Origin of the sequence: Streptomyces sp. NPDC088554 (assembly GCF_044752945.1) — a bacterium.
Lineage (GTDB): Bacteria > Actinomycetota > Actinomycetes > Streptomycetales > Streptomycetaceae > Streptomyces.
This window is the reverse complement of the sequence record NZ_JBIVMF010000004.1, coordinates 100961-113927: the sequence shown is the minus strand read 5'-3', so window position 1 is coordinate 113927 and position 12967 is coordinate 100961. Positions and strand designations below refer to the sequence as shown.

Genomic DNA, 12967 nt, shown 5'->3' with positions numbered 1-12967 from the left:
CGTGCCGCCGGACCCGTACCCCCGGGCGGGTCAGGGGCCCGCCGTGGCGGCCGGCGCGGAGGCGGCCGGCGCGGGTACGGACACCGACGGGACCCGGTCCAGCGAGGTCGGCGCCACCGCGAGCTGGTAGTCGGTCCAGATCCGGGGCGGGAACACACTGCCGCGCTCGGACTCCTCACCGCCCACGCCGTTCATCGGCAGCAGCTGAGGGATGTCGGGCCGCGTGCGGAACATCGTGACCGAGGTGGACAGTTCCTGGGTCGCGCCGATGAACCAGGCGGACTTCATACGGTCGTTGACCCCGGTACGCCCCGCCCAGACCGGCCGGCCGAACCACTGGTCCCGGGTGGGCGCCAGCGAGGCCGAGCCCACCTGCTGGAGCGCCCAGCCGACCTCCGTGGCCACCTTCGCGTCCATCACGCGCTGGGCGCGGGGCCGGTCGAAACCGGCGAGCGCCACACCGTCCCACTCCACCTTCGTCACCGAGTAAGGCTCCGTTCTCGTACCGGAGTTGACGAAGGTCGTATAGGCGCTGGCGAGCCGGACGGCGCTGGGTGTGGAGGTGCCGATGGCGAAGGTCGGCTCCAGCCGCGCCATGCTCTCCTTGCGCAGCCCGGACGCGACCGCCGTGTCCCGTACCTTCTCCAGACCGATCTCCGCGCCCGCCTCCACGAACGGGATGTTCTCCGAGTCCACGAGCGATTTGACCAGCGCCGGGACGCCGCTCCCGTCGACGGTGTCGGCGAGCACGACCGGGCCCCCGTTGGCGCTCCGGTCGAGGGCGGCGGCGTACACGAACGGCTTGAAGGCCGAGCCCGCCGGGACCCCCGAGGTGTCCGCGTTGTTGCTGAAGCGCTTGACGGCGTCCTCGCCGCCGTACACCGCGACGATCGCCCCGTCCTTGGGCCGCACCGAGGCCGCGCCGACCTCGACATGCCGGTCGGCCTCCCGCGCCTCGGGGTCGAGGCTGTCGCTCCGTACCTTCTCGACCGCGTTGGCCAGCGCGGTCACCTTGTCCTTCTCGAAGGTGGTGTAGACACGGAAGCCACCGGAGGCCAGTTCCTGGTCGGTCAGCGAGGAGTGGCTGCGCAGGTACTTGTTGGCGATGTCGACGAGATAGCCGATCTGCCCGGCCTGGCTGGTCGGCTTGACGGGCTCCTTCGGCTCGGGGAAGACCGTGTATTTCGCGCGCTCGGCGGCGCTCATCACACCGGTCTCGACCTCCCGGTCGAGGATCCAGCTCCAGCGCTCGACCGCCCGCCGGTGATGGGCGGGGGAGAGCGACGGCTCCAGGGTGTCGGCCCCCTTCAGCAGGGCTGCGAGCAAAGCTCCCTGACTGGGATTCAGTTCCTTGGCGGGGATTCCGTAGTACGCCTGGGCGGCGGCCTGTATCCCGTACGAATCGCGGCCGAACCAGCTGGTGTTGAGGTAGCCCTGGAGAATCTCCGCCTTGGACCGCTGCTTGCTGATCTTCAGCGAGAGGAAGAGCTCCTTGACCTTCCGCGTCACGGTCTGGTCCTGGCTGAGATAGGTGTTCTTCACATACTGCTGGGTGATGGTCGAACCACCTTGTGTCTCACCACCCTTGAAGATGTTGACGACAGCGCGGCCGATGCCCATCAGCGAGATGCCGAAGTCGGTGTAGAAGCTCTCGTTCTCCGCCGCGATGACGGCGTGCTGGACGGACTTCGGGATCTGGTCCAGCGTGACGCTCTGCCGGTTCACATCGCCGACGCTCACCATGCGGCTGCCGTCGGCCCAGTAGTAGACGGTCGCCTGACGGCGCGCCACATCGTGCTCGTCCGGTACCTCGATGAACGTGTAGATGACGGACCCGACCGTGGTCATCACCCCAACGGACAGCAACGCGAGCGCACCGGCCAACTGCCACGACGGTGCCCACCGGCGCAACCCCTTCCACCCGCTCCGGGCCGGTGGGACGCGCCGCCGCCGACGACGGCGACCGTGCCGGGAGCGTACCGTTTCTTCACTCCGCCGGGCGGGGCGCGACGGGGGCGTGGGGGGAAGCTGCATCGACGCGGACCTCTTTTCTCGGGCCGTGAACCGCTCGTCCGATGTGGACTCGAGAGAGAAGATCGATGTGGAGGGCGTGTGGTTGTGCTGATCACGCGAGCATCACAATATTTGACGGTACGGAGTCGGCGCACTCCGTGTGGTGAGGGTTCGCGGGTGGTGATCAGGCCGTACGGGGCGGCCATCTCGCTTCTGGTGTGCCGGGGTTGGATCCATCGGCCGGGTGCCGCCGGCGCGGTGGTATGCGCCCCACAGCTGATTCACAAGCGCCGATGCCACAGTGGGCGGTGAGGCGGCGGCGATGTGCTGTGGGCGCGGTATCGACGTGTCGACAGGGGCCGCGGATGAGGGGAACGAGATGGGCAGGGGACGGGACATCACCGGATTAGGGCCGAGTCGCCGTGCGCTGGTGAGTGGCGGCGCTACCGCGGTGGCCGCGTTCGCGGTCGGTGGTGCGGGGGCCGGGCAGGCCGCCGCCGATTCCAGGGGTGGAGGGAAGGCCATGGGCGGGGCCGTGCCCTGGGAGCGCGTGCCCGTACCGGAACAGGTGCCGGTGACCGAGCATCAGGTCCCGGTCGTCGGGGGCGGGAGCCTGTGGTGCTGGGACACCGGCGGCAGCGGAGCGGCCGTCGTTCTGCTGCACCCTTTCTCCGGGAGCGGAGAGAGCTGGCCGTACCAGCAGCCGGTACTCGCCCGCGCCGGGTTCCGGACGATCGGCTACTCGCGACGCGGCGCCTACCGCTCGGTGGCCGGAAACCGGGCCGATGCGGATACCGGTGCCGGGGACCTGCACGTCCTGGCCGACTACTTCGGCCTGGACCGCTTCCACCTGGCGGCCTTGGCGGCGGGCGGTGAGATTGCCGTCGACTACGCCCTGTCCCACCCGGACCGGCTGCGCAGCCTCACCGTCTCCGGCAGCATCATGGGTATCTCCGACGCCGACTACACACGGCTCTCCGGTTCCCTCCGGCCCGCCCCATTCGATGAAATGCCGGAAGAATTCAAGGAGTTGGGACCGTCCTATCGAGGCGGCAACCCGAATGGTGTAGCGGCCTGGACGGAGATCCATCATCGGGCCAGGATGGACGACGCGTTCCGTCAGGCGCTCGCCAACAGGATCACCTGGGCCTCCCTGGAAACCATCGCCCTGCCGGTCCAGCTGATCACCGGCGACGCGGACCTCTATACCCCGCCCTCCGTCAAGCGCCTCATCGCCCAGCATCTCCAGGACGTCGAGACACACGTCATCGGCGAGGCGGGCCACAATCCGCACTGGGAGCAGCCGGATACCTGGAACCGCGTACTGATGAGCTTCCTGCGCCGGCACTGAGCGCCCGCACCCGCGCCTTCGCGCACGTATCTTCGCTGCGTACGTCAGGGCGCTTCGCAGAGCCGGGCTCTCTCACGAGAACCGCAGGTCAGCGATCGGTTCGAGGTCGATGCCATACCGGGCGAACACCTTGGTGGTGTTCTTCCGAGCGACGTTGCGGCAGTACGCGGTAATGACGCCGATCTTGTCGTGATGGTTGGCGAGCTGGTACTCCTCGTCATCCGTTTGCCAGTGATCCTGGGCAATGACGCGGATACTCGCCAGCTTGCGGGGTGGGTCCAGGGGGCCGGTTCTTGAGGCCGATACACCGTCGTAGACGAGCCGGTGAGGCCGGTTCTCCTCCGAACGCCGCGTGGTGGCGGAGTTGATAGTGGCCGGAGTGGCGCTGTGGCGCTCCTGTCCGGTGATGGTGAAACCCCGCTGAGGGGTCCCGAGGGACCCCCTGCCGTACCTGTACGGAGCCGGGTCAGACGGATTCGGTCGCCTGGGCGAAGGCGACGAAGTCCGTCCAGCCGGTGGCGGGGAACTGGAGTACGGGGCCCTGGGTTCTTTTGGAGTCGCGGATGTGGATGGCGGTGGGGGCCACCGCCACTTCTACGCAGTCGCCGCCGCCCGAGCCGCTGTAACTGCTCTTGTACCACGCTACTTCTACACAGTTTCCGCCATCCGAGCCGGTGTAGCTGCTCTTGAACCAGACCAGTTGGGCGGTGGCGGTCTCCACCTGCTCCGTACTCATGCTTCTCCTGCCAAGCGCTGGATAAGACGTGCGGACTCATCACCGTTCAGAGCCTGCGTGCGCAGCTTGCCATAGCGCAAGCCGAAGGTGCTGACCCTTGTCGGATCAGTGATCACCAGTCCGGCCCCCTGGGACTCGATGTAGGCGACATGCCGGTGCTCCGAGGTCTCCATGACGACCATAGGGCCGTTCAACCCCAGGTGGAAGCCGTGAGCGGCCGGCATGACCTGGATCTCTACGTTGGGCAGCGCCCCCTGGACCAGCAGATGTTGAAGCTGCCTCTTCATCAACGCGGCATCGCCCACGGTCGTCGTCAGAGCCGATTCCGCGATGATGAAGCACAGCTCCACGGCCGGTGTGCGGGTCAGCAGTTTCTGGCGGCTGAGCCTGGCTTCCACGCGCTGCTCGATCATCTCCTCGGAGAGGACCGGACAGTGCCTGGAGAAGAGAGCCCGCGCATACTCCTCTGTCTGGAGGAGTCCGGGGATCAGCAGTGGCTCGAAGTCGTACCTGCTGATCGCGTCCGTCTCGATCACGGCGAAGTTGTAGAAGAACGCCGGTAGTTTCGCGAGATCCACATCGTCCTGCAACACCGCCAGTGTCCCGCCCGCGTTCAGGACTCGCTCCGCCGCGTCCGTGAACGCCGCCTTCGCGGGCCTGCGGCCCTGTTCGATCGAGCCGACCAGTTCTACGGAGTAGCCCAGTGCCTCGGCCAGCGCCTCCTGGGTCAACCCGGCCCGCTCCCGGTGCAGTTTGAGCAGTTTGCCGTAGCCGACCCAGATGCCCGGACGGTCGTCGCCCTGCGCCTGTTGCTTCTTCGTACGGCTGGTTCCCATACGCCTCACACTCCAGCGTGTGTGCCGATGTCCGAATGCCTTCTATACCCGGCAACGCCCGTTGTCCTGGAGGCGTTACGGATCTCGACCCGTACAAAATCGGGCCCGACCCGTACACGGCCTTCAGGTACAGGCGTCCTCCCTGGTCAGGGTAGGCGCGTAACGGGACCGTCGCTCTATGAAGTCGGAAACTTCCCCCGCCGCCGTCTCCACCGGGCCCGCGCCCGCCGAGCTTGCCGCCCCGCCGCCGCTGTCGCCGCTCTATCCGCCGGCCCGGATCAGACTCAGTTCCAGCCATCGCGGCGCCCGTCTGGCCCGGTTGCTCTGTACGCAGCAGCTCGACGAGTGGGACATCCCCCGGACCGGCGCGACCTCCGCCGTGGTCACCGCCGTCGTCGCCGAGCTGGCCGCGAACGCGGTGACCCACGGGCGTACCCCTGGGCGGGACTTCGAGGTGCGGCTCGCGCTCGCGGCGGAGCTGGTACGTATCGAGGTGATCGACACCCGGCCCGACCGGCTGCCCAGGGCGCCCGGGATCTCGCCCCCGCCGCCGGTGGACTCGACCGGTGGGCGGGGGCTGTTGCTGGTGGCCGCGTACGCGGACCGGTGGGGGTGGGCGGTGCGGGATCCGTACACCAAGACGGTGTGGGCGGAGGTGGGGTATCCCGTATGAAGCGGTCCCGGATACGGATGTGGGGCCGGGGTGCCTTTCGGCGCCGGCCCCACCGCCCCCGTACAACAGCTCCGTACGGTTAGAAGTCGTCGTCGAAGCCGACCGTGCCCTCCACCGCCACCTGGTACGCGGACGGGCGGCGCTCGAAGAAGTTGGTCAGTTCCTGGACGCCCTGCAACTCCATGAAGGAGAACGGGTTCTGCGAGCCGTACACCGGGGGGAAGCCCAGGCGCTGGAGGCGCTGGTCGGCGACGCACTCCAGGTATTCGCGCATCGACTCGGTGTTCATGCCCGGGAGGCCCTCGCCGCACAGGTCGCGGCCGAACTGGAGTTCCGCGTCGACCGCTTCCTTGAGCATGTCCGTGACCTGCTGCTGGAGTTCGTCGTCGAAGAGGTCGGGCTCTTCCTTGCGGACCGTGTCGACGACCTCGAACGCGAAGTTCATGTGCATGGTCTCGTCGCGGAAGACCCAGTTCGTACCGGTCGCCAGGCCGTGCAGCAGGCCGCGCGAGCGGAACCAGTACACGTACGCGAAGGCGCCGTAGAAGAACAGGCCCTCGATGCAGGCCGCGAAGCAGATCAGGTTGAGCAGGAAGCGGCGGCGATCGGCTCTGGACTCCAGGCGGTCGATCTTCTCCACCGAGTCCATCCACTTGAAGCAGAACTGCGCCTTCTCGCGGATCGACGGGATCTCCTCCACCGCGTCGAAGGCCGCCGCGCGGTCCGCCGGGTCGGGGAGGTAGGTGTCGAGCAGCGTCAGATAGAACTGGACGTGCACGGCCTCCTCGAAGAGCTGGCGCGAGAGGTAGAGGCGGGCCTCGGGGGAGTTGATGTGCTTGTAGAGCGTCAGCACCAGGTTGTTCGAGACGATCGAGTCGCCCGTCGCGAAGAACGCGACCAGCCGGCCGATCATGTGCTGCTCGCCCGGGGTGAGCTTGGCGAGGTCGGCGACGTCGGAGTGGAGGTCGACCTCCTCGACCGTCCAGGTGTTCTTGATCGCGTCGCGGTAGCGCTCGTAGAAGTCCGGGTAGCGCATGGGGCGCAGGGTCAGTTCGAAGCCCGGGTCCAGCAGGTTCTTCTGTACAGAAACGGAATCGGTGGTGGTCATTACTGGCAGGCCTCGCAGGACTCGGGGTTTTCCAGGGAGCAGGCGACAGCGTCCTCGGCGGAGGTCGCCTGGGCGGGTACGGGCGCGGTGGCGGTCTGGGGTGCGCCCGCCGCGCGCGCGATCCTCGTCGCCGGGCGCGAACGCAGGTAGTACGTCGTCTTGAGGCCCTTCTTCCAGGCGTACGCGTACATCGAGCTGAGCTTCCCGATGGTCGGCGTCTCCAGGAACAGGTTCAGCGACTGGCTCTGGTCGAGGAACGGTGTACGGGCCGCCGCCATGTCGATCAGGCCGCGCTGCGGGATCTCCCACGCCGTACGGAACAGCTCACGCGTCTCGGCCGGGATCCAGGTGAAGCCCGCGACCGAGCCGCTGGACTCGCGCAGCGCCTCGCGGGTCTGCGCGTCCCAGACGCCGAGCTGCTTCAACTCGTCCACCAGGTAGGAGTTGACCTGGAGGAACTCGCCGGAGAGCGTCTCGCGCTTGAAGAGGTTGGAGACCTGCGGCTCGATGCACTCGTACACACCGGCGATCGAGGCGATCGTCGCGGTCGGCGCGATGGCGAGGAGCAGCGAGTTGCGCATCCCGGTCTCCGCGACCCGGGCGCGCAGCGCGTCCCAGCGCTCGGGCCAGGTCAGCTCGACGCCGTAGTGGTCGGGGTGGAGCACTCCGCGCGCGGTACGGGTCTTCGACCACGCGGGCAGCGGGCCCGAGCGTTCGGCCAGGTCGCAGGAGGTCTCGTACGCGGCGAGCATGATCCGCTCGGCGATCCGGGTGGAGAGCGCGGCGGCCTCGGGGGAGTCGAAGGCCAGACGCTTCTTGAAGAAGACGTCCTGGAGGCCCATCGCGCCGAGGCCGACCGGTCGCCACCTCGCGTTGGAGTTGCCGGCCTGCTCGGTCGGGTAGAAGTTGATGTCCACGACGCGGTCGAGGAAGGTGACGGCGGTACGGACGGTCTCGTCCAGCCGCTCCCAGTCGATCTCGCCGTCCGCGAGGACGAACGCACCGAGGTTGATCGAGCCCAGGTTGCAGACCGCCGTCTCGCCGTCGTCCGTGACTTCGAGGATCTCGGTGCAGAGGTTCGAGGAGTGGACGGTGTGGCCGGGCTCGGCGGTCTGGTTGGCCGTACGGTTCGACGCGTCCTTGAAGGTCATCCAGCCGTTGCCGGTCTGGGCCAGGGTGCGCATCATCCGGCCGTACAGCTCGCGGGCCTGGATGGTCCTGCGGGCCAGACCGTCGGCCTCGGCCTTGCGGTACGCGGCGTCGAACGCGTCGCCCCACAGGTCGACCAGCTCGGGCACGTCCGCCGGGGAGAACAGCGACCAGACGCCGTCCGACTCGACCCGGCGCATGAACTCGTCGGGGATCCAGTGCGCGAGGTTCAGATTGTGCGTACGGCGGGCTTCCTCGCCCGTGTTGTCGCGGAGTTCGAGGAACTCCTCCAGGTCCGCGTGCCAGGTCTCCAGGTAGACACAGGCCGCGCCCTTGCGCCGGCCGCCCTGGTTGACCGCCGCGACCGAGGAGTCCAGCGTCCGGAGGAAGGGAACGATGCCGTTGGAGTGGCCGTTCGTCCCCCGGATCAGCGAACCGCGCGAACGGATGCGGGAGTACGAGAGCCCGATGCCGCCCGCGTGCTTCGAGAGGCGGGCCACCTGGTGGTAGCGGTCGTAGATGGAGTCCAGCTCGTCCAGCGGGGAGTCCAGCAGATAGCACGAGGACATCTGCGGGTGGCGGGTGCCGGAGTTGAAGAGCGTCGGCGACGAGGGCAGATAGTCCAGCCTGCTCATCAGCCGGTACAGCGCGGAGACCTCGTCCAGCGCGTGGGCGCTCTCGTCGGCCGCGAGGCCGGAGGCGACACGCAGCATGAAGAACTGGGGGGTCTCGATCACCTGGCGGGTGATCGGGTGGCGGAGCAGATAGCGGCTGTAGAGGGTGCGCAGCCCGAAATAACCGAAGCGGTCGTCGGCGTCCTGGTCGATCAGCCGGTCGAGCCGGGGAGCGTGGAGCGCCACGAAGGAGGCCGTACGGTCCGCGATCAGGCCCTCGCGGTGGCCGGTCGCGACGGATCCGGAGAAGGACACCGCGCCCTGGGTCGCCGCCTCGTCCGCGATGGTGCGGGTCAGCAGCCTGGCGGCGAGCCGGGAGTAGGCGGGGTCCTCGGAGATCAGGCCCGCCGCCGCCTCGGTGGCCAGCTCGCGCAGCTCGGCCTCGTCCGACCGGGCGTTACGGCCCCGCAGTGCGGCGGCCGCGACTCTGCCCGGGTCGGTGTCGGGCAGATCGGCGGTCAGCTCCGTCAGGGTCCGCAGCAACGCGGTCCCGGGGCCGTCGGCCGTCGCCTGAGTGATCTCCGACAGTGCCGGAACCGGATCCGCTGGCGCGATGGTCACGTGGTGCTCTCCCTCGCTCGGCTCTGGGCCTTCGGGAGGGGAGTCGGGGTCCGCGCGCACCACGGCACGGCCCGTCACATCAGGGCAGCACGGTGTGTGCGGCGTCCACCGGCCCAACCGCGAGGCCCGGACGTCTGGGCGTCCGGATCGGTCGAGCCGGACACACTGCCGGCAGGTACCCGGACTCGCGGAGGCATGACAAAGCACACCACAGCACACCGTTGCGGGACAGTTCCGGATTCACACCGGATTCCCCTGCGTCGACAGCGAGCACGAGCATACATCTGGGGGGCGAGCCTTTCGCCACCCCCCAGATGTTGTGTCGTGCGCCTTTCGTCCGGGGTGCGAGCTCCCTCCCGTACGGGACGGCCGCACCTCCCGTACGGGCCCGGTCGTGCCTCCCGTACGGGACGGCCACCCCGCCCCTACGGGCCCGGAGCGCCCCTCAGCAGCAGCGGAAGCCCTCCCGGGGGTCGGCCTCGCGGGCGTCCATCCGGGCGCGCTCGAAGGCGCGGCGGGTCATCACGGGGGCGTCCGGGCAGGAGGCGCGGATGTGGGCGACGTAACGGTCGTACGTCGACTCGCCGGTCAGCTCCCGGACGTACCAGCGGATCCGTCCCGCGGTGTGCCGGACCCGGGTGGCGGGGGTCATGACGTACCGCTTCCGGAGCCCGTACCTCTCCCCACTCCCGCACTGACGCCGCTTCCCGCGCCCACGCCCGCCGCCAGTTCGGCCTTCTCCTCCGAGGTGGGGATGAGCCCGGCCGGGGCGACGATCCTGGACTCGACGTGCGGGGTCTCCGACAGGACGATGCCCTCCGGGTCGCGGATCGCCTTGAAACAGACGCGTCCGGCGTCCGCGATGACGACGAGGATCAGGACGGCGAAGAGGGCCGTGAGGACCCCGTCCACCGTGGAGTTGGTCACCACGGTCTGCATGTCGTCCATGGTCTTGGCGGGGGGCAGGACCTCGCCCCGGTCGATGCCCGCCTGGTACACATCGCGCTGGGTGAAGAATCCCACCTTCGGATCGGCGGAGAAGATCTTCTGCCAGCTCGCGGTGAGTGTGACGGCGGCGTCCCAGGCGAGCGGTACGGCCGTCACCCAGGCCCATTTCAGCCGGCCCGACTTGACGAGCAGGGTGGTGCAGACGGCGAGGGCGACGGCCGCCAGCAGCTGGTTGGCGATACCGAACAGCGGGAAGAGCTGGTTGATGCCGCCCAGCGGGTCGTGCACCCCGACCCAGAGGAAGTAGCCCCAGCCGCCGACGACGACCGCGCTGGCGAACCAGACGCCCGGCTTCCAGCTGACCTGCCGCATCGGCTTGTACACGTTGCCGAGCATGTCCTGAAGCATGAAGCGGCCGACCCGGGTGCCCGCGTCCACCGTGGTGAGGATGAACAGCGCCTCGAACATGATGGCGAAGTGATACCAGAACGCCTTCATCCCCGCCCCGCCGACGACGGCCGAGAAGATCTCCGACATGCCGAGCGCGAAGGTCGGCGCGCCGCCCGTCCGTGACAGCAGGCTCGTCTCCTCGACGTCCTTGGCGGCCTGGGCGAGTTGGTCGGGCGAGATGGTGAAGCCGAGGTTGGCGACGGCCTGCGAGGCGGATTCGACCGTACCGCCGATGACACCGGCCGGGGAGTTGACGGCGAAGTACAGACCCGGGTCGATGACACAGGCCATGATCATCGCCATGATCGCGACAAAGGACTCGGTCAGCATCGCGCCGTAGCCGATCAGCCGGATCTGGGTCTCCTTCTGGACCATCTTGGGGGTGGTGCCCGAGGCGATCAGGGAGTGGAAGCCGGAGAGCGCGCCGCACGCGATGGTGATGAAGACGAACGGGAACATCGACCCGGCGAAGACCGGACCGTTGCGCCCGGTCGCGAACTCGGTGACCGCGTCCATCTTCAGGGTCGGCAGCACCATCACCACACCGAGCGCCAGCAGCACGATCGTGCCGACCTTCATGAAGGTCGACAGATAGTCGCGCGGCGCCAGCAGCATCCACACCGGGAGTACGGAGGCGAGGAAGCCGTACGCGACCATCCAGACGACCAGGGTCCCGGCCTCCAGCGTGAAGGTGTCCGCGTACGAGGACTCGGCGATCCAGCCGCCCGAGACGATGGCGAGCAGCAGCAGGGCGACCCCGAGGAGTGAGACCTCGGTGACCCTGCCGGGCCGCAGCACCCGCAGGTAGACGCCCATGAAGAGGGCGATCGGGATGGTCATGGCGATGGAGAAGACGCCCCACGGGGAGTGGGACAGGGCGTTGACGATGACCAGCGCCAGCACCGCCAGCAGGATGATCATGATCATGAAGAGGGCGATCAGCGCGGCGGCTCCGCCGAAGGGGCCGATCTCGTCCCGGGCGATCTGGCCGAGCGAACGGCCGTCCCTGCGGGTGGAGAAGAACAGCGTCACCATGTCCTGGACGGCACCGGCGAAGATGACGCCCGCGACGATCCAGATCGTGCCCGGCAGATAACCCATCTGCGCGGCCAGCACCGGACCGACCAGCGGACCCGCGCCCGCGATGGCCGCGAAGTGGTGGCCGAAGAGCACCCGCCGGTCGGTGGGGTGGAAGTCGACACCGTTGTCGAGCCGTTCGGCCGGGGTGGCGCGGGTCTTGTCGACCTTGAGCACGCGGTTCGCGAGGAAGCGCGAGTAGAAGCGGTACGCGATGGCGTACGAGCCGAGAGCGGCCGCCAGCATCCAGGCGGCCGACACCTCCTCGCCGCGCGAGAGCGCGAGAACTCCCCAGCCGGCCGCGCCCACCAGGGCGACGAGCACCCAGACGGCGACCGATTTCGGGGTGAGACCGCGGGCACTCTTCGGCGCGGTGCTGGGTGGTACTGGTTCTGTCACGGCGGTTCCGTCCCCTCGCTGATCGCCTGTGGTAACGCGCAGGAAATCTAAGCGAGGCGATCGGCCGCAGTCACCCCCTGTGGCCGGATCTGCACAGAAACAACGCCACTGGGGAGTGTGCCGGGCCGCGTACCCGGCGCGTCACACCGGGCGCACCCGGCGCTGTCGCACCCGGCGCACCGGGCGCGTCACACCGGGCGCTTCAGGCGGGCCACGAACTTGTAGCGGTCGCCCCGGTACACCGACCGTACCCACTCCACCGGTTCGCCCGCGGTGTCCAGTGAGTGGCGCGAGAGCATCAGCATGGGCAGGCCGACATCCGTACCGAGCAGTCCGGCCTCGCGCGGGGTGGCCAGTGAGGTCTCGATGGTCTCCTCGGCCTCGGCGGGGCGCACGTCGTACACCTCGGCCAACGCCGTATAGAGGGAGGCGTACTTGACGAGCGAACGGCGCAACGCGGGGAAGCGGTTGGCCGACAGATGGGTGGTCTCGATGGCCATCGGCTCGCCGCTGGCCAGCCGCAGCCGCTCGATGCGCAGCACCTGTCCGCCGGTGGTGATGTCGAGCAGTCCGGCGAGTGTGTCGTCGGCGGTGACATAGCCGATGTCCAGCAGTTGGGAGGTGGGTTCCAGCCCCTGGGCGCGCATGTCCTCGGTGTACGAGGTGAGTTGGAGGGTCTGGGAGACCTTGGGCTTGGCGACGAAGGTGCCCTTGCCCTGGATGCGTTCCAGCCGGCCCTCGACGACCAGTTCCTGGAGCGCCTGGCGGACGGTGGTGCGCGAGGTGTCGAACTCGGCGGCGAGTGTGCGCTCCGGGGGGACCGGTGTGCCGGGCGGCAGTGTGTCCGTCATGTCGAGCAAGTGCCGCTTGAGGCGGTAGTACTTGGGTACCCGCGCGGTCCGGATGGCGGCCCCGGTCTCGGTCTCCGTACCGCCCCCGTCCGTCGTCATGGCCTGCTCTTCCGATCCCTGTGGTGCCGTCACCGGCGCTCC

General features: G+C 68.6%; 10 protein-coding genes and 1 riboswitch. Of the genes, 2 read left to right on the top strand and 8 right to left on the bottom strand.

From position 1 onward, the window contains the following. Positions 1-30: 30 nt before the first annotated feature. Complete coding sequence (locus tag ACIP8W_RS06165; RefSeq protein ID WP_402202125.1) at positions 31-1848, bottom strand: transglycosylase domain-containing protein; 1818 nt, start codon at positions 1846-1848, stop codon at positions 31-33. A 595-nt stretch (positions 1849-2443) separates the two neighbouring features. Here ACIP8W_RS06165 and ACIP8W_RS06160 point away from each other — a divergent pair. Further along, a complete protein-coding gene (locus ACIP8W_RS06160; protein ID WP_402202123.1) occupies positions 2444-3364 on the top strand; it encodes an alpha/beta fold hydrolase in 921 nt (306 codons plus the stop codon). A gap of 466 nt (positions 3365-3830) precedes the next feature. On the opposite strand, the gene ACIP8W_RS06155 is transcribed toward ACIP8W_RS06160, so the two are convergent. After that, on the bottom strand, positions 3831-4100 hold the full coding sequence (locus tag ACIP8W_RS06155) for a DUF397 domain-containing protein (RefSeq protein ID WP_401946845.1): 270 nt from the start codon (positions 4098-4100) through the stop codon (positions 3831-3833). Beyond that, positions 4097-4936 (bottom strand): Scr1 family TA system antitoxin-like transcriptional regulator, encoded by an 840-nt coding sequence (locus tag ACIP8W_RS06150; RefSeq protein WP_401946843.1) that lies wholly within the window; start codon positions 4934-4936, stop codon positions 4097-4099. Before ACIP8W_RS06150 ends, ACIP8W_RS06155 begins: the two co-directional genes overlap by 4 nt. Before the next feature lie 178 nt (positions 4937-5114). On the opposite strand from ACIP8W_RS06150, the gene ACIP8W_RS06145 reads away from it, so the two are divergent. Continuing rightward, entirely contained in the window at positions 5115-5609 is a 495-nt protein-coding gene (locus ACIP8W_RS06145; RefSeq protein WP_401946840.1) for an ATP-binding protein, read from the top strand. 79 nt (positions 5610-5688) lie between these two features. Here the strand turns inward: ACIP8W_RS06145 and ACIP8W_RS06140 are convergent, their stop codons facing one another. The 5 genes from ACIP8W_RS06140 to ACIP8W_RS06120 all read right to left on the bottom strand — a co-directional run bounded on the left by ACIP8W_RS06140 (position 5689) and on the right by ACIP8W_RS06120 (position 12925). Next, positions 5689-6717 (bottom strand): ribonucleotide-diphosphate reductase subunit beta, encoded by a 1029-nt coding sequence (locus ACIP8W_RS06140; RefSeq protein WP_402149381.1) that lies wholly within the window; start codon positions 6715-6717, stop codon positions 5689-5691. Further along, on the bottom strand, positions 6717-9101 hold the full coding sequence (locus ACIP8W_RS06135) for a ribonucleoside-diphosphate reductase subunit alpha (RefSeq protein ID WP_401946836.1): 2385 nt from the start codon (positions 9099-9101) through the stop codon (positions 6717-6719). The genes ACIP8W_RS06140 and ACIP8W_RS06135 overlap by 1 nt, the downstream gene beginning before the upstream one ends. Before the next feature lie 152 nt (positions 9102-9253). Continuing rightward, positions 9254-9394, bottom strand: a riboswitch (cobalamin riboswitch). Between the two features lie 152 nt (positions 9395-9546). Beyond that, positions 9547-9753 carry a YbdD/YjiX family protein gene (locus ACIP8W_RS06130; protein WP_402202121.1) on the bottom strand — a complete coding sequence of 69 codons (207 nt, stop codon included), beginning with the start codon at positions 9751-9753 and terminating at the stop codon, positions 9547-9549. Beyond that, positions 9750-11975: a carbon starvation CstA family protein gene (locus ACIP8W_RS06125; RefSeq protein ID WP_401946831.1), complete on the bottom strand. Its 2226-nt coding sequence runs from the start codon at positions 11973-11975 to the stop codon at positions 9750-9752. The genes ACIP8W_RS06130 and ACIP8W_RS06125 overlap by 4 nt, the downstream gene beginning before the upstream one ends. Positions 11976-12163: 188 nt before the next feature. Continuing rightward, positions 12164-12925 carry a GntR family transcriptional regulator gene (locus tag ACIP8W_RS06120; protein ID WP_402202262.1) on the bottom strand — a complete coding sequence of 254 codons (762 nt, stop codon included), beginning with the start codon at positions 12923-12925 and terminating at the stop codon, positions 12164-12166. Between the last annotated feature and the right edge of the window lie 42 nt (positions 12926-12967).